This window comes from Bacteroidota bacterium (assembly GCA_034439655.1).
GTDB lineage: Bacteria > Bacteroidota > Bacteroidia > UKL13-3 > UKL13-3 > CANJUD01.
In genome coordinates this window covers 1-25,372 of record JAWXAU010000019.1, presented here as the reverse complement: position 1 = coordinate 25,372, position 25,372 = coordinate 1, and the positions used below count along the sequence as shown (strand labels likewise).

The following is a 25,372-nucleotide window of genomic DNA, read 5'->3' as shown; positions in this document are numbered from 1 at the left end:
GGTTAAATCATGAATATATTCATGTTAATTATTACAGATGGGAGTGGAATATATTATCACATGATTATATTAATGTAGGGGCTCAAGTTGGTTTGGATTTTCAATATAAACTGTATAAATATATATGTATAGATGCCAGACTTAAAGCTATGAAATTTCTGTATATTGCGGAACAGTATCCAGAAAACCATCATCCTATGGAAAAGAAAACTTCAACAAATAATATTTTGTATTCAATTGGAATAAGCTATTCATTCTAGCGAGATTATTCTTCCTGTAGTATAGAATTCTATATCTAAAATAGATATAATTATTTTGACATTTTACAAACTTGGAAGATAATCCTATATTTGCAACTCAAACAAATTCATTATGTTAGATAAAAATCAGATAGCCAAACGTATAGCCCGTGAATTTAAAGATGGGTATTATGTAAATTTGGGTATTGGCATTCCAACCTTGGTAGCCAATTATATACCTGAGGGCATCAATGTAGTGTTGCAAAGTGAAAACGGAATGCTGGGTATGGGCCCTTTCCCATTTGAAGGCGAGGAAGATCCAGACCTTATTAATGCAGGCAAACAAACTATCACCACTATTGCTGGTTCTTCCTTCTTCGATTCTGTAACCAGCTTCGCCATGATACGTGGTGGACACGTTCATCTCACTGTGTTAGGTGCAATGGAAGTGAGCGATAAAGGTGATATAGCCAACTGGAAAATTCCCGGAAAAATGGTGAAAGGGATGGGCGGTGCGATGGACTTGGTGGCCTCGGCTGATAATATAATAGTAGCGATGCAACATATAAATAAAGCGGGCGAAAGTAAGTTGCTCTCCAAATGCGATTTGCCTATTACGGGTGTAGCATGTGTGAAAAAAGTAGTGACCGAATTAGGCATGTTCGAGATCACACCCGAAGGGTTTAAATTGGTAGAAATTGCACCCGACGTAACCGTGGAAGAAGTGAAAGCAAAAACTTTAGGGAGATTGGTAATTGCAGACGATCTGCAAATAATGATGATATAATAATTGGATATTTCATAATTGAAGATAATGCCAAAAATTTATAGGAATCAGTCTCCCCTCAGAGGAGATATAGAGGGGCTAAATGAACATATAAAAAATATCTTTATTTGAACTCAGGTAAAAAAATAGTTTTTACCGTCATCAATGACCTTAGCTACGACCAACGTATGCAAAGGATATGCGGCACCTTGTCATCGCATGGTTATGATATTTTATTAGTAGGTAGATTGCTGAAAAGTAGTAAACCACTTGATGAGAAAGTATATAGACAAAAACGCATCAAATGTATATTTAATAAGGGCATGCCTTTTTATGCAGAGTATAATATTAGGTTATTCTTTTTTTTGTTGTTCAATAAGTTCGATATATATGGTGCCATAGATGCAGATACAATATTACCCCATGCTTTAGTATCAAACATTAAAGGCAAGAAGCTAGTTTATGATGCCCATGAATATTTTACCGAAGTGCCCGAAGTAACCGATAGGAAATTTGTAAAAAAAATATGGAAGAATATTGAAAAATTGGGAATAAAAAAAGCAGTATTATGTTATACTGTGGCATCCGAATTAGCTAAAGTATTATCTAATAATTTAGGCAAACAGTTTAAGGTGATTAGAAATGTACCCTTTCAAAAACATATAAATATAGATGATGCCTACATTACAAATAAATATAATAGAAGATTAATTGTATACCAAGGGGCGTTGAATCGAGGTCGAGGCTTGGAACAATTGATACAGGCTATGCAATCAATTGAGGCAACGCTATGGATTATCGGTGTAGGCGATATTGAAATTGAATTAAGGGCATTGGTAAAAACTCTAAATTTGAAAGACAAAATAATTTTTAAGGGATTATATAAACCCGAAGAATTGGGTAAGTTAACTGAAGAAGCTACATTGGGATATAATGTTTTGAAAAATGATGGTTTGAGTTATTATTATTCCCTTAGCAATAAATTTTTTGATTATATACAATATGGCACGCCCTCTATCTCTAGCAAGTTTCCTGAATATGAACAGATACTGAAGCAATATGCTGTGGGCATAACTTCTGAAATAGACCCAACTGAATTGTCGAAAAATATCAATATTTTGCTAAGTGATGCAACCCTTTACCGCCAAATGGTTACTAACTGTATGCAAGCTCGCAAAGAATTAAATTGGGAAAAGGAATCAGCAACATTGATACAATTGTTTAATGAAATTAAGTAAACAACTAAACGTGATATCGTTCGACATACCGTGGCCAGCAAGTTATGGCGGAGTAATAGATGTATATTATAAACTAAAAGCATTGCAGCAACAAGGCTTAAAAGTTATTTTACATTGCTACGAATATGGTCGTGAGCGTTCCAGTGAGTTAAATAAAGTTTGTCACGAAGTACATTATTATAAACGAAATATATATAAGAATCCCTTTTATGGAAAATTGCCTTATATAATCAATACCCGCAATACCAAAGAACTGATAGAGAATTTGCAAAAGAATAACCATCCAATATTGTTTGAAGGGCTGCATACCTGTTATTATTTGAAAGATGAAAGGTTAAAAGACAGAATAAAAATTGTCCGTACGCACAATATCGAACACGACTATTATACCAATTTGGAGAAGGTAGAAACCAATTATTTCAAAAAATATTTTTTCAAAGTGGAGGCTGAGAAATTGAAAAAATTTCAACAGAGTTTATCGCATGCAAATTATATCGCAGCAATCTCTCCTAGTGATGTAGCCTACTTCTCCAAGCGATTTAAAAATGTATTTCACTTGCCTCCTTTTCACGAGAATGAGCATATTAATCAATGTTCTGAAAAGGGAGACTTTATATTATACCATGGCAATTTGGGAGTAGGTGAAAATGATGAAGCTGCCAAATATTTGGTGCGTGAAGTATTTAACCATGTCGACAAACCAGTAATTATAGCAGGAAATAACCCATCGAAACAATTGGAGGGCATGGTGGAGTCACATAAACATATTAAATTGATTGTTGACTATAATACTGAGCAAATTATTAATCTCATCAAACAAGCTCATATCAATGTATTGCCCACTTTTCAAGCAACAGGGATTAAACTGAAATTAATCAATGCTTTATATAATAGTCGATTTTGTATAGTGAATAATGCCATGGTGAAAAATACGGGTCTTGAGCCACTTTGTTATATAGAAAATACACAGCAAGGAATGGTGAAACGTATTAATGAATTGTGGGATAAAAAATGGACTGATAAAGATTCTGAATTAAGAGAAACTATTCTCGAAAAAAATTTCTCCAATCAAGAAAATATAAAAAAATTGATTGAGGTTATATAGATAGTCGTCATTGCGAATACTACTAGTCGTCATTCTGAGCCTTGCTTAAAGGCGAGGAGTCTGTTCGAATTGAAAACGGGCGTCAAGCTGTCCTCCATCTGTTGAGGGATTGCTTTGAGACGAAGAATCTGTTTGAACTGAAAGATACATAATACCAATTCTTAAACTATAATATTACTTCCCCATCAAACTATCCACCACCATTTTACTAAACAAATTCGCTCCTTTCTCATTCAGGTGCAAAGCATCCCTATAACAAGTGGAATCTGAAACTGAATTAGAAAAATCATAATAATTAGGTAAGTTGGCTTTGAAAAAAGTTTTATATTCCGAATCATTAACTTTCAAATAAGGCGACGTAAAAAACACCAATTGTATACTATTTGTTTTACACAACGCTATAATTTTATCAATACAACTATTTTGTTTAATTTTAATTCGCGTATCAATCGGTTTGGTGTTTAACAAAGTTTCTTTATAAGGTCTGAATTTTAAAGCTTTCTCTATATTATTATCAAACAAGTTAGCCAATACTGCTCTATAGCCTATTTTAGTGGAGTTAATTGTATAACGGTAAAATGGGATATCAGCTTTGTAATTAATATATTTATTATACGATTTAAATGCACTATACACGGCTGCATCATCAAGAAATGGTAATTCATATACCGATGCAAGGCTATCAGGATATTCTTGATTCCATTTATCGCCTATTTCAATATAAATATTTTCAACTTGGTTATGATTGTTTAAAAATGTTTCCAAATATAATAGTATTTCATTTGGCCCGGCAGCACTTAAGCCTAAATTCAAACCTTTCAACCCTGTTTTTTTATTGATAAACTCATGGTTTATATGCCTCTTTACCCTACTTGATCCAAGGAATATATAATCGTATTTTTGAAGTTCCATGCCACGTATAATTTGATATACCGACCTCGCCTTATTGTTTTTAAAAGAGGTGGTATATATCAAATCAAGTGCTAAGGCTAATACCAATAAAATCAGCATCCATTTGGCGATATATATAATAAATGCTTTCATTAGAATTGAAAATAAATAAATGCTTTATAATCGGAGAATATGCCAAAAATGAGTATAAGGGCAAGTATGATAGCTGCTTTCCATTCGGCATACTTGCCTTGCATGGGATGTTCTTGGCTTCGGTTGGTCCATTCGAATAACAGAAGCATAACCACAAACATTATACCCTCTAAAGCATATCTTTCTATACTATCGAAAAAATAATTAATAAATTTAGAATCGAACTGAAACAATTGGGACGGAAGATTTAATGCCAAATGTGTACTCTCGGTTCTAAATATTCCAACTGAGAAAGTAAATAACATAAAAGTGAACAACATTGCAGGAATATCTTTATATGTTTTTGCTTCCAGGTTTTTTTCTTTTTTGTTCGATTTAAAAAATAAATTTACAGGTGCTATATATAATACATTCAAAAGTCCCCACCATATATAATTCCATTTGGGGCCATGCCACAAGCCACTTAAAGCAAATACTACCGAGAGATTGAAGATATATTTTAAGATTCCTTTTTTAGAACCACCCAGTGGAAAATACACATAATCACGAAACCATGTAGATAATGATATATGCCACTTATGCCAAAATTCAGCCATGTTATTTGAGAAGAAGGGTAAGTTGAAATTCTTCATCAAACTAATGCCAAACATTTTTGCAATACCAATAGCCATATCACTATACCCACTAAAATCGGCATAAACTTGTATGGCAAAATATACTGATCCTAACCACATCATACTTCCGGGCATTTGTTGTTGGTGCGAAAATATCTCGTCCACAAACATGGCAAGCGTATCTGCAATCACCACCTTTTTGAACAAGCCCCATAGCATTTGTCTAAATCCATCTTTGGCAAGTTCCAAATCGAATTTTTTGGGTACCATAAATTGTGGCAATAGCTGTGTTGCCCTTGCTATCGGCCCAGCTACAAGCTGCGGAAAAAACGTAATAAATGCACCAAAAGCTATATAATCTTTGGTGTGCGATAATTTTCTTCTATAGATATCGATGGTATAACTAAGCGAATGAAAAGTGTAAAACGAAATCCCGATGGGTAAAATCATTTGCCAATAACTAAAGCTAATTTTAATATCGAACAATGCCCATAAGTCGGCCCACGATTGTAAAAAGAAATTGTAATATTTGAATATGCATAGCACACCTATATTACTAACTATACTAAATACCAAAAGCCATTTTCGTTTTTTTGCACTTTCAGTTTTATCAATCCACCAACCAAGAAAAAAATCGTTGCTCATCGTGAAAAGCAAGAGGCTTAAAAATCGCCAATCCCACCAACCATAAAAAAATAAACTTGTTGCAAAAATCCATAGGTTCTGCCAACGCAATTGTTTCGATAATGCCCAGTATATCCCGAACACTAAAGGCAAGAAAAGCATAAATACCAAGGAATTGAATAACATGCCGGGCAAAGGTAGGGGCTAAAACAAGCTTACCAAAACGTCTTATACGCACAAGGCCCAACCGAAGTCGAGCCCTATACGCTATGAAAACAAACTTAAACCTTTGCCCTCTTTCGAAGGCGGTACAAACATAAGGGATTTTTTAAATTGCAAGCAAAAATTTTTTTTTTTGACAAATGAATGAGATTTATTTTTTGTTATAGCTGTTCATGGCCTGGGCCAATCCTGCAAAAATATAACATTGAAGAGCCTCTACAGCATTTTTGATTCCATCGCCTACAATTGCCTCTTCTTCTTTGAACCATTTGCCCAGCACATATTCCACCTGCATGCCTTTGGGGAAATTGTTCCCAATACCAAAACGCATACGTGGAAATTCAAGCGTATTTAGCTTTTCAATAATATCAGTTAACCCATTATGCCCGCCCGGTGTCCCTTGTCCACGTATTCGAAGTTTGCCCAATTCTATTTGCAAATCGTCAGTAACAATCATCATATTAGCGTTCTCGATTTTTAATTGTTGTTTCCAATATTGAACAGCCTTGCCACTCACGTTCATATAAGTAGTAGGTTTTATTAACGTAACGGGCCGGCCTTTTACTTTTGTTTCGCAAAAATAAGCATAGCGACCTTCTTCCCATTTCCCGCCCCAAAGTATGGCTGCGTATTCAACCACTGCAAACCCAATATTGTGCCTAGTGCCAGCATATTCGTTGCCGATATTACCCAAACCTGCAATCAGATATTTTTCCATTTATAATTTTTTTTCTATTAAAAATATTTAAACGGCAAAGTTATTGGAAGACGCGATTATCTCTATGCAGCAATTTATCCGGTATAATTGTTTGGTTGATAGTTATCAATTCTCTAATATTGAAAAATTTTACATTATGAAAAAACTAATTTTACTCATTATAGTAATGGTTTCTGTTACTATTTCATCATTTGCCCAAGAAGGTGCAGCGGTTTTTGAAAATTATAAATACCGATTTCAAAAGTATCGATTGTTCAACTCTAGTTTTGGAATGGGAAATAATAATGTATTGAATGATTATTACATTCCGCAATCGAGCAGCTCCAGTAATTCGGCTTCAAATTTTAGTTTGAATGGCAATATGCAATTTGCACAAAATATAAATACCCAAAAATTGCAGCAGTTCACTAGCGTTAATGGTCGTATTACTTTTTCTAGTTTTAAAAGCAACAGCCCTTTTGCAACCTATTCAAATGTTAATGGTGGCTCATTTTCGTTTGGAGCATACCAACAAAATAGATTTTATCGTAATAATCATTTTTTGGAGTTGAATTATGATATTAGCACAGGCACGTACATTTGTAATTCGAGAAATAATAACTTACCCAAGCGAATTAGTAATATTAATATGAATGTTGGGGTTAATATTGGAGCTGGTAACGGACGATTAGAAATGGTGGGCGATGTGGCCCAAGCATTATTCATTTTAAAAGATTTTAAGGCCAGAGGTATTATAATAAACTATACCAACGAAGATGCAACAGCATTGGCAAAAGAAATTACCCGAATATATAATACCCGTATCATCGATTTTCGTTATCGCCTTCGCGGGCAATTGGGTATGTTGGATAGTTTCTTTGTTGCATCGGGTTTACTTAATGGCGGCAAAACACAATCAAGTTATTTGATTAGCTTGTTCGACAATTGGCTTAATAATAATTATGTTCAACGCTTTTGTGGCAGCAGGTTTTCTTATGGGATAAGTTATGATAATAGCTATAATAATGATTACAGGTATCAAGCAATTCCATCCAATAATTATCTTTCTGTCTCAAATAAACAAAACTATTACACACCTGGCCTGTATTTTAATTATACAAAAGAACGCCCCATTTCTTTGTATTGGCAAGAGTCTGTATCAATCGATTTACAAGCAGGTAAATATCTTTGGAGTAATTCCATCACTCAAATAGATACCAATTCTGTAAAAACACTTAATAACAAATCATCAAATTCAAATTCAAGAATTACTGCAGCTTATAAATTATCTTGGTATCCCAATTCTAGAACCTATTTAAATGCAGGTGTTACGGCGGCATTATATTATACTTATTCATCGCCAAGTAATTTGAACCAAAATCAACTAAATTTGCACTTGATGCCATCTGCCAATCTCTTTTATTTTGTGAGCCCAAAAGTGAATTTCCATGTTGGGATATCTCAAATGCTAAGTGCCAATCGTTGGTTTAGTAATAAATCAACTCAGGTAAGTACAAATGTACCATCCTTTAATGCAGGTCTTAATTATTATATATATTAATTTGTGGGGAGTTGTTGTTATTATAATTCACCATTAGGAATTCTGGAAATAAAAGCCGATGCGGAAAAAGTAAGTAGTATATTTTTTGTAGATGAAGCGGCGGAGAATTTTATTCATAGCGATGCAAAAGAATCTACAGACAAATGTGTAGCCCAGTTTGCAGAATATTTTGAAGGCAAAAGAAAATCTTTCGACACAGATTACCTAGAACCGCAAGGAATTAATTTTCAAAATTAATAGAAATTCCATACGGAGAAACAATTACATATATAGAGTTGGCAAAACGATTGGGCAATGAAAAACTAGTGAGGGCAGTAGGCACTGCAAATGGAGTGCAGATTTTCAAAAAATTGTGGGAAGAGATTTTTGCACAAAAAAGTAAGGGTTAACTACTTGGGACAGTGTGATTTTTTTGCACAATTATGCACCAATATTTCAATATGGAAAACTTGACAAAAATAATTTCCATTTTAACCCAAAAAGGCAATACTTTTGACGTCTAATTTTTTGAACACATTATGTCAAGAATACTTGTAGTTGACGACGAGAAAGTAATCCGCTCCACACTTAAAGAGATACTGGAATACGAAGGCCACAAAGTGGACGAAGCTGAAGACGGGCAAAAGGCTTTGGACTTGGTAAAAGAAAATAGTTACGATGCTATTCTTTGTGATATCAAAATGCCAAAAGTGGACGGTATGGAGTTTTTGGGAAAAATGAAACAATTGGAGGAGGATGTTCCCATCATTATGATATCAGGACATGGTAGCATCGAAACTGCCGTGGAAGCAACCAAACAAGGAGCTTATGCTTTCCTTCAAAAACCTCCAGATCTTAATCAACTCTTAGTTACCGTTCGTAATGCTTGCGATAAAAATTCTTTGGTGATTGAAACAAAAGTACTAAAACGTAAAGTTACCAAAACACGTGAAATAATTGGGGACTCACCAGGTGTAAAGAAAATAAAAGATACTATTGCCAAAGTAGCTCCCACCGATGCACGTGTACTTATTACAGGCGAGAACGGTACAGGTAAAGAACTGGTAGCACGATGGATACACGAACAGAGCAACCGCAGCAATGGCCCATTAGTAGAAGTAAACTGTGCCGCCATTCCATCAGAATTAATAGAGAGTGAATTGTTCGGACACGAAAAAGGATCATTCACATCAGCTTATAAACAAAAGATTGGTAAATTTGAGCAAGCCACTAGCGGTACTTTGTTTTTGGACGAGATAGGCGACATGAGTTTATCAGCACAAGCAAAAGTATTGCGTGCCTTGCAAGAAAATAAAATTACCCGTGTAGGTGGCGATAAAGATTTCACCGTGGATGTGAGAGTTATTGCAGCTACCAATAAAGATTTGATCAGAGAGATTGATTACGGGAATTTCAGAATGGATTTATATCATAGATTGAGTGTTATATTAATTCATGTGCCCACCTTGAACGAACGCATAGATGATATCCCTTTAATATCTGAGAAATTTTTGATTGAAATTTGTGAAGATATTGGCATGAGCAAAAAAAGTTTTACGCCCGCGGCTTTGCAAGAGCTCAAAAAAATTAAATGGACTGGAAACATTCGTGAACTGCGTAATGTAATAGAACGATTGGTGATATTGAGCGGTGCAAAAATTACCGATACCGATGTGCAGATGTATGCAAACCCAGCCCATTCAAAAATTGAAGAAAGCAAGAAACCAACAGTATATGAAATGTTCGATACACTACAAGATTTTAAAGACTTTGTAGAGAAAAAATTCATCGAAGAAAAACTTAAAAAGAATGGTTGGAACGTAGCAAGAACCGCACAAGAAATAGATATACAACGCAGTCACTTATATAATAAAATAGATCGGTACGGATTGAGTCGTGCTGATTTAGACTAATACACCGGCAACAAAAATAAAAAATAATAACTGAATAATTTTAGAATATCCTCATGACTACTTTCGATTTTGAAAAACCCATCATAGAGTTACAAGAACAATTAGACAAAGCCCGCCAAGTGGGCGAGAAGAGCAAGATAGATATGTCGGCTACTTTAAAGGAACTCGAACAAAAAATTGATTTAGCCAAACGCGATATCTATAGTAAGCTCAATGGTTGGCAAAAAGTGCAAGTAAGCCGCCATCCTGACAGGCCCTATACTTTGGACTATATAGAACATACTATGACGGGTTTCATTGAGCAACATGGCGACCGCAATGTGAAAGATGATAAAGCTATTGTAGGAGGCTTTGCACATTTCGAAGGACGCACCGTGATGGTGATTGGTCAGCAAAAAGGCCGCAATACCAAAATGCGTCAATATAGAAATTTTGGGATGCCCAATCCCGAAGGCTATCGCAAGGCTTTGCGTTTAATGAAACTTGCTGAAAAATTCAACAAACCTATTATAACCTTAATTGATACCCCAGGTGCATCGCCAGGTATAGAAGCCGAAGAACGCGGACAAGGCGAAGCTATTGCCCGCAATCTTTTAGAAATGTCGGTGCTAAAAGTTCCTGTTGTTTGTGTAATAATAGGAGAGGGAGCATCGGGTGGAGCACTAGGAATAGGTGTGGGCGATAAAGTATTAATGCTCGAAAATACTTGGTACTCGGTTATCTCACCTGAGTCGTGCTCATCTATATTATGGCGTAGTTGGGATTTTAAAGAAAAAGCAGCAGCCGAATTAAAACTATCAGCCAATGAAATGTTGGGCAATCATTTAATTGATGGTATTGTTCCAGAACCATTAGGCGGTGCTCATAATGACCCTGCACAAATGTATAATACATTCAAAATCGAAATCAAAAAATACTTGGATGACTTATCCAAAATTCCGTCCGACAGATTAATCACCGAACGTATTGATAAGTTCTCAAAGATGGGTGCTTATTTGGAGGTGTAGTCGTCCTTAACGTCATTCTGGGCATTGCTTCAATGCGAAGAATCTGTTATTTTCGAAGACGAGACTTATTATAATGAGTCGTGACAATCTGTTATTTTCGGTATAATCTGCCTGATTCGTATAATTTCGAAGCCACTAACATGGCAACTTCTTTATTCTCTATATCGCTGTTATCAGGTAAATTTAGCGTTACTACTTTCATACTACAAATAAAGTAATTTATTGGTTTTTTTCTACTGAGTAATAAAACTTTATTCATTGATTTGGACCATTCTATCCAACAAAATCCCCGTTGCCACTGCAGCATTCAAACTCTCCGCCTTCCCAATTCTGGGAATAGAAACTTTCAGATTCAAATAAGGAAGCAAGTTAGCTGATATACCTTGGCCTTCACTACCTATCAATAAGCAGCCATCTTTTGGAAGTTTGGTATCCTTAATATTTTGCCCATCCAAAGCCGCTCCTATTATATAAGGTTTATGTTGTGCTATATAAGTTTCTAAGTCTGTATAATATATATATGTGCGGAACAAAGAACCCATGCATGCTTGCACTACTTTGTGTTGGAAGCAATCGGCAGTAGTGGGCGAACATATAATATCTGTAATGCCATACCAATCGGCTGTGCGAATAATGGTACCTAAGTTACCTGGGTCTTGTATACCATCGAGTATTAACGTGAAACCTTTGCTAATAGTAGCTTTGTTGAGATTATAAATAGGTAACTCAGCCAGTGCAATTACTTGCTGCGGACTCTTATGAAGTGATATTTTTTCCAAGTCTTTTTCCGAGATAGAATGCACCTCTTCAACCCTTTGGACTGATTTTTGATTTTGGGCCAGCCACTGTGGCAATGCAAATAATTTTTTTACCCCTAATTTTGAACCCAATAGTTCGGATACTGACTTACTGCCCTCAACCACAAACAGCAGTTGTTCTGAACGACCCTTTTTATGGTGCAATTCTTTGATAAACAAAACTTCGTTGCGGGAAAGCATTTTCGTTATAGGCTTTTTGTGGGTGCAATATTCGTAGTTTTTGTGCTTATTACCGCAACTTCATGCAGAGTGTCTCGCCTGCTCAAGGATAACCAAACGTTTTTGGACGCCAATAAAGTGAAGGTGAAAAATAAAAGTTTGGAAGAAGGTGTGAAACTAAACATTAAACAGAAGCCCAACCGCAAAATTCTGTTTACTTTCAAGTTTCATTTAACCATGTATCGAATTGGTATCAACTTTAGACATTCCAATAAGTTTAGCCGATGGCTTACCAATACAGTGGGTGAACCACCAGTAATATATGATTCCACTTCAGCCGAAAGTTCCATATCGTCCATCAAGCAGTATCTTTTTAATAATGGATATTTTAAAGCGGATGTGCATTTTACCCGCAAAACCCTGTTGAAATATACGACAGTGACTTATCATGTAAACTTGGGGCCACAGTATATAATAGACAGTATTAATTATGTGTTCGAAGACTCTACAATCGCTCCAATATATTATAAAGATATAGGCAATTCCTTCATTAAAAGAGGAGAGCCGTTTTCAAATTTCAACTTTGTGAATGAAAGATTACGCATTACCAATCTGTATAAAAACAATGGCTACTATGGTTTTATGAACGACTACATTAATTATGTAGTTGACGATTCAAGCAATAAACTTAAAGTAACTGTCATCTTCAGATCTCCCGACGGTGGTGGGCAGCATAAAATATATACAATTGGTAAGGTAACGTTGGAATGTGATACAGCCGGCACCAAGAGATTAGTACTGAATGAAGAAAGTTATGATAATATTATATTTAAAAGAAATGGATATAGTATGAAGAAAAGTGTATTGGCTAGGGCTATTAATTTCAGACCTGGCGATGTATATAGAGTAGACAGCGTAGGATTTACTTATTCAGAATTTGTGCAATTGCAGTTGTTCAAATTCATCAATATCAAATTCGAGATACCCGATACCAATTATAATGTATTAAACTGCATCATTAGAATAATGCCCTTGGTAAAGCAAAGTATTATATATGAACCACAACTAACGCTTGCCGACCAGTCGACTACATTGAACGTGCTTACCACTTACCGAAATTATGGAATCGTAAATTCTTTAAAATACACCAATAATAATATGTTGAAACGAGGCGACATATTTAGGGTACGACTTCGTAACTCTTCGGAGTATCAATTGAGCAAAACGCCAGGCAATACCAATTATTATAGCATTGAAAATAGTTTGAATGCATCTATCGAGTACCCGGGTCTTATTATACCCACAAAAGTATTACGCAACATATTCAAACCCAGTAAAAGTTTGCGAAACCGTACCAGCTATTCAGCCTCGGTTATTTGGGAAACAAACCGCGATTTCGATAGGCGTTTATTTGTACTGAATTGGGGTTACAGTTGGCGAGGCAAAAAAAGACCTTTATGGTACCACACTTTTGTTCCATTTGAAGCCAGTTATATATTGACCAAGAACCTAAGTACACCTTTAGAGGCATATTTAAATACACCCCAAGGTCAATTGGTTAAAAATCTGTTTGGGCAAAACCTGATAACTGCCGTGAGGTGGTCATTTACTTGGTCAAATCAGACTACACATAGAGGAAGGTCATGGACAAATGTTCGTTGTACTCCCCTTGAAACATCAGGAAATATGGGGCGATTGTTATTTGGTAGCCAAGCACAGAATGGTATTTTATATTTATTTGGTTCAAGGTATTTTTCTTATGTGAAAACCGATGTAGATGTGAGACATTATATACAAATTTCCAAAAATAGGATGTTTGTAATGCGGTTTAACGGAGGTATAGGAGTACCTACTTTCGGTGAAACATCGTTGCCTTATGAGAAACGATATTTTAGCGGTGGTGCAACGAGCATGCGTGGTTGGCAAATTAGAACACTTGGCCCCGGTAATTTCGACGATACCAATAATACCATAAATCGTACGGGCGATATGAAACTTGAAGGCAATATAGAATACCGTTTCCCGCTTTTCAAATTTTTTGGTAACACATTAGAGTCTGCGGTATTTGGCGATTTTGGAAATATTTGGTTATTAAGAAACACCGCAAATTTTGCCGGTGCAAATTTCGATTGGAATAATTTTAAAGAGGGTATTGCCCTCGATGCAGGAATTGGACTTCGTTTCAATTTTGGTTTCTTCGTTATTAGGGTTGATGGGGCTGTGCCCATGCGAAACCCTGGCAAAGTAGCAGGAGAGCGATGGGTGTACCACAACTATAATAGTATAAAAAGTACTTACCGAGCATCAAATATCAATTTTGGTATAGGATATCCGTTTTAGCCCGCCGCCGCGGGAATTAGAAAGCATAAAGTACGCGTCAGCACTTTTACCTTTTACCTGTAAACTTTTAACTTTTAGTTCGCCGCGGCGAATAACTGTCAACTCCCAACTAATCCTTCCACAAAAAAGGAAAAAGAATATAGGCCATCCCAAAAATAATCAAATCGAGGCTGCACATATAAACAATGTTTTGATAGATGAGCCCGCTGTCAATTCCATCCATGGCTTGTTTTGCAGCATGTACTGACAAGCTGAGCAAAGGTATTATTACTGGGAAACTCAATACTGGCATAATGATATGACTGTTTCCTGCATGCGACGAGATAGCCGACATTAAAGTGAGAACCGAAGAATATCCAATAGCAGCAAGACAAATAACCAAAGTATACAAGCCTGGCTTTTCTATGGGGTTTCCCATCCACACACTATATAAAAACAAACTTAGCAAAGAAATAAACAATACAAGTATAGTATTATATATAATTCGTGAAATAATAATGGCGGAAGGTGAACAAAGCTGGTAATAATACATCAACCTTCCTTTGGATTCCTGTATAAAACTTCGGCCCACAGCATTGATGGACAGAAATAAAAGCAATACCCAATATAACGCGTTCCAAGCAGCCTTATCCAAAAACTTGGCAGCAAGATATAATACAAAAATACTGCTCACCACTTGCAGCAGCAATGCCATTACTGCGTAAAGTTGACGCCATTCATTCAGTAAAAGGTGTTTGAGTAATATTTGTGTTTGCCTGAGCATGGCTGCAAATATCTGATATTATACCCACAATTGATATAACAATGTTCAACTAAGCATACACTGTGATTGTGTTGTGCAAAAAATTAAACCCGCACACAAGTTTATATTATATACATTTGCCTTCAATGAAAAAGCTCTTATTTATACTATGTGTTTTGGTACTTTCTTACCCTTCATTCGCCCAGAAAAATCAATGGATTAGGCTCGATACTGCTGCAAATAAAGTATACTTCGATGGTCGAAGCTTGGCTATAGGGCTGGTTAATTTTAACCCCAAGTATTATCACAAATATTTTTATTCGGCCAACTCCAATTTGAACAATTGCTTTGACAAAGGTTATTCATTGGGAACAATGTACGACAATCCTTTAAATGTACTCAGCAATATGAATATAGTAAAAACTCATGCTATCCCCCTAAATCAATTAAACATTATGGGTACTTTTGATCCATTGCGTAGTCAGTATTTGGCCATGTTAAAATATAGCTCGAACAAAATACTTTTTGGTTCCTATAAAAGCTTTATTCCCGATTATTCATACTACCAGCTTTGGGAAAATATGCTCACACAAAAATACCCAAAATTTATGTCCATCAAAGATAAAGACAGTGTGATGGCTATTGCTATGGATAGCTTTAACCTCTTCTACGAAAAGCATTCTTCTAGTATTGGGAATTTTAAATATACTGCCGAGTTTCATTATATGGGAAAAAATTCACCCAGAGATTATACCGATTTTAGTTTCCCGCAGTTTATTAATAATGATGAAGTACTCACCATCAAAACCACTTATACCCATAATCCCAGATTGATTATGATTGACGCCAATGCTGATGAACATATAATAAAAGATGCTACTGGTTTTTGGGATAATTATTTTGCCTATAGGAACAAAAAAATATACTGGAGCGAAAAACAAATTGACAAGCATGGCAATGAGTTTGGCAATATATATTCTTTCGACTACAAAAGGAGAAAATCAACGAAGCTAACAACTCGCTTACTTTACCATTTCCCTAACCCCAGCGAAGAAGGCTATTATATAGTGGCAGTGAGAACAGGCAAAAATTATGATTACCTATGTCAGCTCGATGCAAAATCAGGAATAGAAGAAACCATTATCGATTCTACCTATAAATACTCCTACCCAAGCTATACCTTCGACGGAAAAGATATATATGTGGTTGCTACAGATACCAATGGCAGAAACGCCATGCTGAAAATAAATGTGAAATCATTTGCCAAAACCACCATAGCAGATTTTACCTATCATAAAATTTCTTCTATACATGTGGGTCGTAAATTTTTATATTTCGATGCCAGTTTTAACGGACTCAATAATATATATTGTTTCGACTTATTACAAAAGAAAATAGTGACCGTTACCAATCGCTTAAGTGGCTGTTATCAAGCATCGTCGAATGAGGGAGAAGACAAATTGCTTTTTACGGAATATACCCATGTGGGCAAAAACCTGATGGTCGTGAATGTAATAGAGTATGATAAATGGAGGAAAGTGGAAAAAATAGTTGACATCCCGGAGTTTAGACCCCACTTTTACAGTTGGATAGAGCAATATAAAACCACTGTGGGCACTACCACTAAAAAGTATAAAACAGCAAAACCAAGCGAACTGTATTATAATACTTTCCAAATAATCGCCCAGCGGCCCATGGGCAGTATTGTGTATAATAGAAGTTCATTGCTTAAGAATACGAACTTAATAGCAGGTTTGACTATTAACAGAGGCGAGAAATCAATAAGCCCCTCTGTAGCTTGGTCAAAAACAAAAGGCCATTCAGAATTTGGCGTAGGATATAGTTTTATTACCACCAGAACCCAGCCTAAGGGACGCCAGGTGCTACAAACACATGATGTGAGTTTCAGGTATCAAACTTATACTAGTAGATTTGCCAAAGGCTATCAACACTATCAATTTTTCCAATTTAAACCTGGTTATAATATCAATACTAGGTATTCTTTCCCCTATTTAGAATTGAATTATAACTATAAAATTGCCCAACCGCTTTGTCACGGCAATATATATAGTAACCATGCATTGAATATAGGTTTAACTGCTGTTCAGGATTTAAAAGGTGTGAATGGGATTAGCCGTTATCATGTATATGCTGAGGGGATTCAAAAAATGCCTTTAAAGGTTCATCTCATCTCAAAACTTGGGTACATGTCCGACAATCAAGTTGATTTGGTTGGATACTATTATAATTTTATGCTAAACAGAGGGAATTATTATATGGTTTTTTCAAATGCCTACTATCTCAATTTAGAAGGTGCTTTTCCCATTGCGTTCCTCGATTATTCTTATCATAAATGGTTATATATAAAATCAATTAGAGGTTCGATATTTTTCGATGCAGCAATTGTATCTCACAGTGGTAAAAATAGGTTCAATAATTCGCAGGGTATTGAAGTATATACTGAGTTATATTTATGTAGGGCTTTTAAACTCAATTTGGGATTGCGGGTAGCCAAGGTTCAAAACTTTTTGAGTTTTGGTCGCAATGGTATTGTAGTACAGCCTATTATACCTAATTATACTACCAATTTGTAATACTTAGTTTTTTTATATGGCTATTTAGGTGGATATTTGCCGATTAGGATAATGATAGTTTACGTTGGAAATATGCTCTCGGTACACGGCTCTTCGGTGGGCGTTATCGAGGTATTATCGCAGCGGTTCTCTAAGAAATATACTGTCGTAAGTACATCGAGCAAAAAGCAAATCATTCCGCGTTTTTTTCAAATGTTGTGGACGGTATATAAAAACCGTAAGAATTGTAAGGTAGTTTTAATTGATTCCTATAGTAGTTTAGCATTTTGGTACACCTATTTTATTTCCCTTTTGTGCCAAATGTATAGGATACCTTATATCCCGATTCTGCATGGAGGTAATTTCCCCGACCGTTTGCAATCCTCTCCACGTAAATGTAAACGTATATTCGGTAAAGCGGCATGCAATATTTCGCCCTCTATATATTTGAAAGAAGCTTTTGAACAGCATAATTTCAAAGTGGAATATATTCCCAATTCATTAGAGATTGAAACCTATCCCTTCAAACAACGAAATATTTTCAAGCCAAATATACTATGGGTTAGGTCATTCCACTATATATATAATCCTACCTTGGCACCAAGGATACTCAAAATAATATTAGCCAAATATCCCGATGCCCAACTATGTATGGTAGGCGGCGACAAAGACGGCTCATTAGCCGAAGTTACTTCGCTGGCAACAGAACTGGGCGTGATGGATCATATAAAAATCACAGGATTTTTACCCAAACGTGATTGGCAAAAACTGTCAGAAGATTATGATATATTTATGAGCACCACCAATTTCGACAATCATCCGGTAAGCTTGATCGAAGCCATGTCGCTTGGATTGCCCGTGGTTAGCACCAATGTGGGAGGTATGCCCTACTTGATAGAAAATGGTGTAGATGGAATATTGGTAGAGAAAGACAAACCCGAGCAAATGGCTGCGGCTATCATCAGCCTTTTAGAGAATAATGATAAGGCAATAACTATAGCAAAAAATGCACGACAAAAAGCTGAGACATTCGATTGGAAACATATCAGCTTGAAATGGTATAATATATTAGATAAATTTATTAAGAAATAACATGAACAAATTACAAAAACCAGCTTTTGTATTAGACGAGTTGGAATACAATACACTCAAACCTAAAATCGCATTTGGCGAATATGGACGCAATGTGCAAAACATGATTGAAGAATTGCCCAATGAACCCGATCGTGAAAAACGCAATAGGCTTGCTAAGGGTATAGTTGCAGTAATGGGACTGCTAAACCCCGGGCCAAAAGATAATGACGATTTCAGGCACAAACTTTGGGATCATCTGCACATGATTGGTGAATTTAAATTAGATATTGATGGACCCTACGAAAAACCAACTCCCGAGAAAGTTTACCAAAAACCCAGTATTGTAGAATATAATATCAATCGCATAAAGTACAGGTTTTACGGTAAATCCATCGAGCTTTATCTCGACAAAATAGCTGATATGGCTGATGGTGAAGAAAAGAATGAATATATAAAGTTGCTCGGTTCATTCATGAAAAGTTCTTGCAAATCGTGGAATGACGAAAATGTGAGCGACCAAGCCATCATTGTACAAATAAATGAATTAAGTGGTGGCAAGCTTAACTTGGAGTACGATGGATATAAGTTTTCATTGGATATGGCAAGGTCTGCCAAAAGTACCAACCCACTAGCTAGTACCAATAAATATAATAACAAAAAGAACAACAACAATAACCGAAACAAGAATAAATATAATAACAATAATAAGAAGCGAAAATAAATATGAAATTTAAAGCAAATATTAATGTAATGCCTCAAAAGGCTTTGCTCGACCCACAAGGAAAAGCAGTAACAGGTAGTATGAAAAACATAGGTTTGCCCGAAGTAGATAATGTGCGAGTAGGCAAACATATCACTTTGGAAATTGAAGCTGATAATGCTGATTCGGCAAAAGAAAAAGTGGATACAGCCTGTAAAAAACTATTGGCAAATATGATTATGGAAACCTACGATTTCCAATTGGAGCAAATTTAATGTTCGCAACAAATATAATTAACGTTGAAAAATCGTTGTCCCTTTTGGTTGCTTCGGAACAGCGGAACCCCGTAACTGCCCATTTTTGTCCCCGATCTGCCCATGGTTGGTGTTCTCACCTACCATATAATATGTCTAAGTTTTTGTTGCCCATTATTGGTGTTTTCACCGACCATCTAGTATGACTATGTTTCATTTAAGTTAGATTTTGAATTTTAAAAATCATATATATATAGTTGTCCGTGCTTGGTTTCCCCACCAACCATTTATATATATAGCTTTTACGCTGTTAAGTTTTGCAAACAATAGCCAAGCACAAGACTCCACATACGCCCGTCAAGTAATTAAAACTTTAACTTCACCTGAGTTTGAAGGACGTGGATATGTAAAAGACGGCGATGCAAAGGCAGCGAAGTATATAGCTTCAGAATATAAAAGAATTGGATTGCAGTCGTTTGGCGAGAACTATTTTCAACAGTTTTCATTCCCTGTCAACAAATTTCCTTTCGATGTGAAAGTAGATATAGATGGGCTTGAACTAGTTGCTGGAAAAGATTTTATCGTTTCGCCCGATTGCCCAACTATAATTGGCGTTTACGATTTCATTCGGCTCGATTCCCAAACTATTGACAATAGTGCCCTTTGGAAAAAGTTTTTGAAGAAGAAGAAACGTAATTACTTTATTATAGTAGACAAAACATTGTTGGCAAATATTATACACAAAGAAAATTTGAATATGGTCGCCCACAACCAAGTAAAAGCCCGTGGTATTATATATTTAGAAGATAAATTTACTTGGTCGGTTTCTACAACACAGGGCAAATTTCCTATTATTTCAATCAAAAAAGAAATTTTCAAATCATTCAGATATCATATCAATCTCGATATTCAGCCGCAATATACTGGTGGGCATGCCACGCAAAATGTGGTAGCTTATATAAAAGGCAATAAATATCCCGATAGTTTTTTAGTATTTACTGCACACTACGACCATTTGGGTAGGATGGGGCCCAATGCTTATTTTCCTGGAGCCAACGATAATGCTTCGGGAGTAGCCATGTTGCTCGATTTGGCAAAGAAGGTGAGTAAACAAAAGAATAATTGTTCCATAGCTTTTATCTGTTTTGCTGGCGAAGAAGCTGGTTTGGTCGGGTCATTATATTATACAAGTTATCCGCTGTTTCCACTACCACAAATCAGGTTTTTGTTTAATATGGATTTGATGGGAACCGGCGAGAATGGTGCTACCATTGTAAACGGTACCGAATATAGAAAACAATTCGATACCTTGGTTTATCTCAATAATACCTTGTCATTATTGCCTGCAATAAATATTAGAGGCAAAGCATCCAACAGCGACCATTATTTTTTCTCAGAACATGGAGTGCCTTCTTTCTTTATATACTTAATGGGCAATTACACAAACTATCACGATATATATGATACCAATGAGGCATTGCCCTTGAACCGCTACAATCAAGCCTTCCAGCTTATCAGCAGCTTTCTTAAAGTGATGGATTATTAACTAATATGTACCGCACGATATAGGGCAACTCCTAGCTTCCAGCTTCAAGCTTCGGACTTTTAACTTCTAATCTCACCCAGGAATATTGTTAATAATAGTAAGCCCATTATTATATTCTTTATTAATCAGCTCCACCATCAATTCATAATCTCCGCGTTTATTAATAAAATCAATATCTTCGGTGTTTATCATCAATATTTTTTGATCGGGGAGTTGATACAGGAAATCAAAATAGCCTTTTTGTATTTTATATAAATATTCTTCGCTGATACCTTGCTCGTAATCACGGTTCCTTTTTTTTATATTGGATAATAATTTGTCAATAGGCTTGTGCAGGTATACTAATAAGTCGGGCTTGGGCAATTGTATATTGATGATTTCAAACATTTTTGTATACAATTCATATTCATCATCATTCAAATTTATTTTTGAAAATATCAAACATTTGAAAAATATATAATCACTTATCCATCCGTTTTGAAACAAATCAGCTTGTGATATTTCTTTTTTGAACTGGTTGAAACGGGAAGCCAAGAAACTCATCTCCAAAGGGAATGCATAAGTTTTTGGCTGCTTGTAAAACTTAGGTAGGAAAGGGTTGTCGTCAAATTCTTCCAAAACTAATTTCTTCCCAAAATCTTTTGCAATCATTTTTGCAAGCTCTGTTTTGCCAGTGCCTATATTACCTTCTATACAAATAAATGGGTGCATGTGTTCAGGAGGGGAGGGTTAGTAATCAGTATTTATATAGTTTTATTTAGGAGACGTTTGTATTCTGGACAAACTGCCCGTGGTTGTGCGTTCCGAAGCATCGGAATCACCAACCACTAACGTGCTACTTGTGTTTCGACTTCTCATATACATTATTTAGCCATTTGCAGATAATAGCTCGATGAATCTTTCTGATTGTTTTTTTGATAATATATAGACAGATTTCGCATCACGTTTTTATCGCCAGGATTTAGCTGTAAGGCTTTTCGACCGTACTCGATCGCTTTAAAATATTGGCCCTGTTCCATATACATATTAGCTATATTCACAACTGAATTATAATAATTGGGATTTATTTCCAAAGCCCTTATGTATGATTTTGTAGCTGCCTCAATTTGTTTCAATCCATTTTGTGCGTTGCCTATATTATGCCAAGTATCTGCCAAAGTGGGTTTCAAAGTGGCCGCTATCTGGAAATATTTCAAGGCAGAATCATACTTTTCTAAATCCATATAATTAATTCCAAGTCCGTTTACAAACTCAGCAATAGGCTTAATGGCAATTGATTTATAGTATTCATCCGTGCTTTTTTGCAAAAGTTGTATATCCTTATTTTCAACAGCCTTGTCATGATATTCTTTAGCCAATAGTGCATGGAGTCGAACATTGTTTGGAGATTTTTTTACATCGGTTTCAAATAAACTTAGGTTGCTCTTCCACTCTTTGTTTCGGTTAATAACCGTAAAGCTGGATACTATCATATATAAAAACATAAATATGAGAATACCTTTTTTGCTTTTGATATATCTTTGCGAGAGGTGGTTCAATAATTCATAAAGCACCAAACCCATACCTAGCAATGGCAAATACATAAACCTTTCGCCAAAAGTCCATCGAATATTGAATAAAAGATTGGAAGTGGCAAGCAGGGGCAAAAGCCAAATGGCGAACCCAAGGAAAATAAACTTATTCTTATTGAAATTTAAAATACAAAATAAAAAGTATAAAATAACAACCAAACTATAAGCCCATGCTTGCCAATCGCCAAAACTATAATATTCAAAATGCTTGTATGCATAATCATGATTGGGGCTCACATTGATTACTGATTGAATAATGTAATTATACAACAATTGTATTTTGAAAACTATAACTTCACCCGTTCCATCGCACGCCATAATAGCGTTTTCAATGGGTTCTATAATCCCCTGTGCCTCATTACTGTTAGTGAACGAAACAAAACATACAATAAAAATAGCGACAGGTATTATATATAAATAGGTCTGTTTAAAAATGCTTTTGATATGAAATCCTTCTCGCATCCACACTAGCAAGGGGAACACAGGCAACAAAGCCAGCGTACTTTCTTTGCTGAACAAGGCAAATAAAAACCCTAATAGCGAAAAATATAAGTTCTGCTTTTTATGGTTATCTAGATATTTTATGAAATACAATAGCGAAATGGAAAATCCTAACAAACCAAGTATTTCATCCAAGCTTTTTATATTGGCCACTACTTCGGTATGCACGGGGTTGAAAACAAAGAAAAGACTTACAAATAATGCCGCAAGTTTATTCTTCAGCAATCTTCGGCAAGCCAATAGCACAATGGCACAACTCAACATATACAATAGCGTTTGAAATATATGGAAAGGTTTTGCTTGGTTACCAAACATCGATTTTTCAATGGCCAATAAAGCCACACTCATGGGTCTGTATAGTCCGCCATCTTTATGATCATAGCCATAATGGTAGGGCGTGGTTAAAATTTCAGGAATAGCTTTTATGCCTTTTTGTACCTGTTCGTTTTGCTGTACTGCACTCAAATCGTCCAACACAAAACCATTGGTAAAAGTATTGTAATATAATATAAATGCAGATATACCTACCGCAAAAATTTGAAAACCAAGGTTTTCCCACCACGGTTGTTTGGCTTTGTTTTTGGGGTTACTTTTGCTCATCAGTTTTTTCTATGTTCCGTGCAATATTAATACTTATTCTCGTTTCTTCATATTCAAATTTGCAATCGCAGGTACGTGGCTGCACCGACCCTCAAGCATTGAACTATAATACACAAGCTACTATTAACGATGGCAAGTGCAAATACAAAAATACCAATTTTATTTGCGATGAAGTTGCAAAATTACCAATTACAGTCAAAGAAATTTCGGGAATTATTTCATTGAATGGCTACTTGTGGGGGCATAATGATGGCAATAATTCTTCATCATTATATAAAATAGACGCACAAACAGGTGCAGTGCTGCATGAGGTGAAAGTAAATACCAAAAACAAAGACTGGGAAGATATAACCCAAGATGGTGAACATATATATATTGGCGATTTTGGGAACAATAACGGCAGCCGCAAGAAATTAAAAATCTATATCATTGATAAAAGTAAATTGGACGATACCGCTGCCGATGCCAAGGAAATCAGTTTTAAATATCCCGACCAAACAGACTTTACCAAACGCAACCGACACAATTTCGATTGCGAGGCATTTTTTTATTGGCAAGATACCCTGCATTTGTTCACCAAAAACTGGCTGAACAAATGGACCAAACATTATACATTGCCTGCAAAAGAAGGGGAGTATACCGCCCATTTGGTCGATAGCTTTAATACCAATTTGCTTATTACAGGTGCTGATGTTTCCCCCAATGGCAAGTGGGCCGCACTGTGTGGGTATGATAAACTGGGCAATATTGGTTTATGGATATTGTTTGGTTATGATAATTTTCAGTTTACAAAAGGCAATAAACGATTTATAAGTCTAGGCAGTGCATTAACCCTGGGGCAAATGGAGGGATTGGCTATTATTGATACCTTAAGTTTATACCTAGGCTCCGAGAATTTTAAAGGCATTGCACCGCAACAACTCAATTATTTGAGTGTGGGCAATTATATAAACCCAACCGAAACGCATTTTACCGACAACAAATATGTGGAAGATATAAAAGCCAGTACCAATACCCTGCAGGGCTTGCTCAATATAGAACTAACTCTATTGCAGCCCTTGGTGCTCGATTATTATTTAATTGATTATAACAACAAACGAATATTTACCAAGAACCAAGTTTCATCTGTAAAAGGGTATAACCAATTAGTTTTCGATACAGGCATATTGCCCAAAGGCGATTATTTGCTGGTATTAACAGGGAAAGAGTTGGTGGCCAAATCGAAGTTTAAGGTATTATAGAAGCTTTACAAATCCAAATGAACAGAATTAATAGACCTCTTTCATAATTGAAAATTGTAAAGCCCAGCAATCAGATTAAGTCTCAGGTTATATTTCTTTCTTCTGTTCCTATATTTTTCAGCAAAAATTCTGAATATTTTCAAATAGCGAATTATGTTTTCAACCAAAACTTGGCTTGATGAAATTATTTGGTTTTGCTTTTTATCTAACTTCGTTAGTGGGTTTTTCTTGCTTCTTTTTTTAG

General features: G+C 35.7%; 24 protein-coding genes. 16 read left to right on the top strand and 8 right to left on the bottom strand.

Annotated features, from left to right (window positions below; translation table 11 throughout):
- The 4 genes from SGJ10_01385 to SGJ10_01370 all read left to right on the top strand — a co-directional run.
- On the top strand, window positions 1-260 hold a 260-nt coding region (locus SGJ10_01385), incomplete at its 5' end, for a hypothetical protein (GenBank protein MDZ4756776.1).
- 112 nt (window positions 261-372) lie between these two features.
- Window positions 373-1,026 (top strand): CoA transferase subunit B, encoded by a 654-nt coding sequence (locus tag SGJ10_01380; GenBank protein ID MDZ4756775.1) that lies wholly within the window; start codon window positions 373-375, stop codon window positions 1,024-1,026.
- 107 nt (window positions 1,027-1,133) lie between these two features.
- The gene (locus tag SGJ10_01375; GenBank protein ID MDZ4756774.1) at window positions 1,134-2,243 is read left to right on the top strand and encodes a glycosyltransferase; all 1,110 of its coding nucleotides are present in this window, start codon (window positions 1,134-1,136) and stop codon (window positions 2,241-2,243) included.
- A complete protein-coding gene (locus SGJ10_01370) occupies window positions 2,230-3,348 on the top strand; it encodes a glycosyltransferase (GenBank protein ID MDZ4756773.1) in 1,119 nt (372 codons plus the stop codon). Before SGJ10_01375 ends, SGJ10_01370 begins: the two co-directional genes overlap by 14 nt.
- Before the next feature lie 174 nt (window positions 3,349-3,522).
- Here SGJ10_01370 and SGJ10_01365 read toward each other — a convergent pair whose 3' ends face one another.
- From SGJ10_01365 to pth, 3 genes are all read right to left on the bottom strand, one after another.
- The gene (locus tag SGJ10_01365; protein MDZ4756772.1) at window positions 3,523-4,392 is read right to left on the bottom strand and encodes a hypothetical protein; all 870 of its coding nucleotides are present in this window, start codon (window positions 4,390-4,392) and stop codon (window positions 3,523-3,525) included.
- Window positions 4,392-5,651, bottom strand: coding sequence for an MBOAT family O-acyltransferase (locus tag SGJ10_01360; GenBank protein MDZ4756771.1), 1,260 nt, complete (start codon window positions 5,649-5,651; stop codon window positions 4,392-4,394). Before SGJ10_01360 ends, SGJ10_01365 begins: the two co-directional genes overlap by 1 nt.
- A 352-nt stretch (window positions 5,652-6,003) precedes the next feature.
- Window positions 6,004-6,570: an aminoacyl-tRNA hydrolase gene (gene pth / locus SGJ10_01355; protein MDZ4756770.1), complete on the bottom strand. Its 567-nt coding sequence runs from the start codon at window positions 6,568-6,570 to the stop codon at window positions 6,004-6,006.
- Window positions 6,571-6,706: 136 nt separating this feature from the next.
- Between pth and SGJ10_01350 the strand changes: the two genes are divergently transcribed.
- From SGJ10_01350 to SGJ10_01330, 5 genes are all read left to right on the top strand, one after another.
- On the top strand, window positions 6,707-8,110 hold the full coding sequence (locus SGJ10_01350) for a hypothetical protein (protein MDZ4756769.1): 1,404 nt from the start codon (window positions 6,707-6,709) through the stop codon (window positions 8,108-8,110).
- Window positions 8,111-8,113: 3 nt separating this feature from the next.
- Window positions 8,114-8,347, top strand: coding sequence for a hypothetical protein (locus SGJ10_01345; GenBank protein ID MDZ4756768.1), 234 nt, complete (start codon window positions 8,114-8,116; stop codon window positions 8,345-8,347).
- Between the two features lie 38 nt (window positions 8,348-8,385).
- Complete coding sequence (locus SGJ10_01340; protein ID MDZ4756767.1) at window positions 8,386-8,499, top strand: hypothetical protein; 114 nt, start codon at window positions 8,386-8,388, stop codon at window positions 8,497-8,499.
- Between the two features lie 129 nt (window positions 8,500-8,628).
- Entirely contained in the window at window positions 8,629-10,002 is a 1,374-nt protein-coding gene (locus tag SGJ10_01335; protein ID MDZ4756766.1) for a sigma-54 dependent transcriptional regulator, read from the top strand.
- A gap of 53 nt (window positions 10,003-10,055) precedes the next feature.
- Window positions 10,056-11,009, top strand: coding sequence for an acetyl-CoA carboxylase carboxyltransferase subunit alpha (locus SGJ10_01330; protein MDZ4756765.1), 954 nt, complete (start codon window positions 10,056-10,058; stop codon window positions 11,007-11,009).
- Window positions 11,010-11,260: 251 nt separating this feature from the next.
- Here the strand turns inward: SGJ10_01330 and SGJ10_01325 are convergent, their stop codons facing one another.
- The gene (locus SGJ10_01325) at window positions 11,261-12,007 is read right to left on the bottom strand and encodes an RNA methyltransferase (GenBank protein MDZ4756764.1); all 747 of its coding nucleotides are present in this window, start codon (window positions 12,005-12,007) and stop codon (window positions 11,261-11,263) included.
- Between the two features lie 18 nt (window positions 12,008-12,025).
- Here SGJ10_01325 and SGJ10_01320 point away from each other — a divergent pair, with 18 nt between their 5' ends.
- Window positions 12,026-14,326, top strand: coding sequence for a BamA/TamA family outer membrane protein (locus tag SGJ10_01320; protein MDZ4756763.1), 2,301 nt, complete (start codon window positions 12,026-12,028; stop codon window positions 14,324-14,326).
- Between the two features lie 109 nt (window positions 14,327-14,435).
- On the opposite strand, the gene SGJ10_01315 is transcribed toward SGJ10_01320, so the two are convergent.
- Window positions 14,436-15,089 carry an ABC transporter permease gene (locus tag SGJ10_01315; protein ID MDZ4756762.1) on the bottom strand — a complete coding sequence of 218 codons (654 nt, stop codon included), beginning with the start codon at window positions 15,087-15,089 and terminating at the stop codon, window positions 14,436-14,438.
- Between the two features lie 125 nt (window positions 15,090-15,214).
- Here SGJ10_01315 and SGJ10_01310 point away from each other — a divergent pair, with 125 nt between their 5' ends.
- The 5 genes from SGJ10_01310 (at window position 15,215) to SGJ10_01290 (ending at window position 21,215) form a co-directional block, all read left to right on the top strand.
- Window positions 15,215-17,662, top strand: coding sequence for a hypothetical protein (locus SGJ10_01310; protein MDZ4756761.1), 2,448 nt, complete (start codon window positions 15,215-15,217; stop codon window positions 17,660-17,662).
- 51 nt (window positions 17,663-17,713) lie between these two features.
- On the top strand, window positions 17,714-18,733 hold the full coding sequence (locus SGJ10_01305) for a glycosyltransferase family 4 protein (protein ID MDZ4756760.1): 1,020 nt from the start codon (window positions 17,714-17,716) through the stop codon (window positions 18,731-18,733).
- 1 nt (window position 18,734) lies between these two features.
- Window positions 18,735-19,436, top strand: coding sequence for a DUF4290 domain-containing protein (locus tag SGJ10_01300; GenBank protein ID MDZ4756759.1), 702 nt, complete (start codon window positions 18,735-18,737; stop codon window positions 19,434-19,436).
- A gap of 2 nt (window positions 19,437-19,438) precedes the next feature.
- On the top strand, window positions 19,439-19,690 hold the full coding sequence (gene purS / locus SGJ10_01295) for a phosphoribosylformylglycinamidine synthase subunit PurS (GenBank protein MDZ4756758.1): 252 nt from the start codon (window positions 19,439-19,441) through the stop codon (window positions 19,688-19,690).
- Between the two features lie 208 nt (window positions 19,691-19,898).
- Window positions 19,899-21,215, top strand: coding sequence for a M28 family peptidase (locus SGJ10_01290; GenBank protein ID MDZ4756757.1), 1,317 nt, complete (start codon window positions 19,899-19,901; stop codon window positions 21,213-21,215).
- Window positions 21,216-21,287: 72 nt separating this feature from the next.
- Here SGJ10_01290 and SGJ10_01285 read toward each other — a convergent pair whose 3' ends face one another.
- Both SGJ10_01285 and SGJ10_01280 read right to left on the bottom strand, forming a co-directional pair.
- On the bottom strand, window positions 21,288-21,926 hold the full coding sequence (locus tag SGJ10_01285; GenBank protein ID MDZ4756756.1) for a deoxynucleoside kinase: 639 nt from the start codon (window positions 21,924-21,926) through the stop codon (window positions 21,288-21,290).
- A gap of 152 nt (window positions 21,927-22,078) precedes the next feature.
- Window positions 22,079-23,887, bottom strand: a complete 1,809-nt coding sequence (locus SGJ10_01280; GenBank protein MDZ4756755.1) for a tetratricopeptide repeat protein — start codon at window positions 23,885-23,887, stop codon at window positions 22,079-22,081.
- Window positions 23,888-23,898: 11 nt separating this feature from the next.
- Between SGJ10_01280 and SGJ10_01275 the strand changes: the two genes are divergently transcribed.
- Window positions 23,899-25,128: a T9SS C-terminal target domain-containing protein gene (locus SGJ10_01275; GenBank protein ID MDZ4756754.1), complete on the top strand. Its 1,230-nt coding sequence runs from the start codon at window positions 23,899-23,901 to the stop codon at window positions 25,126-25,128.
- 41 nt (window positions 25,129-25,169) lie between these two features.
- Here SGJ10_01275 and SGJ10_01270 read toward each other — a convergent pair.
- The coding region (locus tag SGJ10_01270) for a transposase family protein (GenBank protein ID MDZ4756753.1) at window positions 25,170-25,372 on the bottom strand (203 nt) is incomplete at its 5' end.

Coding starts and splice junctions, on each gene's coding strand:
- SGJ10_01335 (MDZ4756766.1), top strand. CDS start 8,629: ATGTCAAGAATACTTGTAGTTGACGACGAGAAAGTAATCCGCTCCACA.
- SGJ10_01275 (MDZ4756754.1), top strand. CDS start 23,899: ATGTTCCGTGCAATATTAATACTTATTCTCGTTTCTTCATATTCAAAT.
- SGJ10_01380 (MDZ4756775.1), top strand. CDS start 373: ATGTTAGATAAAAATCAGATAGCCAAACGTATAGCCCGTGAATTTAAA.
- SGJ10_01370 (MDZ4756773.1), top strand. CDS start 2,230: ATGAAATTAAGTAAACAACTAAACGTGATATCGTTCGACATACCGTGG.
- SGJ10_01305 (MDZ4756760.1), top strand. CDS start 17,714: ATGATAGTTTACGTTGGAAATATGCTCTCGGTACACGGCTCTTCGGTG.
- SGJ10_01310 (MDZ4756761.1), top strand. CDS start 15,215: ATGAAAAAGCTCTTATTTATACTATGTGTTTTGGTACTTTCTTACCCT.
- purS (MDZ4756758.1), top strand. CDS start 19,439: ATGAAATTTAAAGCAAATATTAATGTAATGCCTCAAAAGGCTTTGCTC.
- pth (MDZ4756770.1), bottom strand. CDS start 6,570: ATGGAAAAATATCTGATTGCAGGTTTGGGTAATATCGGCAACGAATAT.
- SGJ10_01280 (MDZ4756755.1), bottom strand. CDS start 23,887: ATGAGCAAAAGTAACCCCAAAAACAAAGCCAAACAACCGTGGTGGGAA.
- SGJ10_01300 (MDZ4756759.1), top strand. CDS start 18,735: ATGAACAAATTACAAAAACCAGCTTTTGTATTAGACGAGTTGGAATAC.
- SGJ10_01285 (MDZ4756756.1), bottom strand. CDS start 21,926: ATGCACCCATTTATTTGTATAGAAGGTAATATAGGCACTGGCAAAACA.
- SGJ10_01360 (MDZ4756771.1), bottom strand. CDS start 5,651: ATGAGCAACGATTTTTTTCTTGGTTGGTGGATTGATAAAACTGAAAGT.
- SGJ10_01325 (MDZ4756764.1), bottom strand. CDS start 12,007: ATGCTTTCCCGCAACGAAGTTTTGTTTATCAAAGAATTGCACCATAAA.
- SGJ10_01330 (MDZ4756765.1), top strand. CDS start 10,056: ATGACTACTTTCGATTTTGAAAAACCCATCATAGAGTTACAAGAACAA.
- SGJ10_01350 (MDZ4756769.1), top strand. CDS start 6,707: ATGAAAAAACTAATTTTACTCATTATAGTAATGGTTTCTGTTACTATT.
- SGJ10_01315 (MDZ4756762.1), bottom strand. CDS start 15,089: ATGCTCAGGCAAACACAAATATTACTCAAACACCTTTTACTGAATGAA.
- SGJ10_01365 (MDZ4756772.1), bottom strand. CDS start 4,392: ATGAAAGCATTTATTATATATATCGCCAAATGGATGCTGATTTTATTG.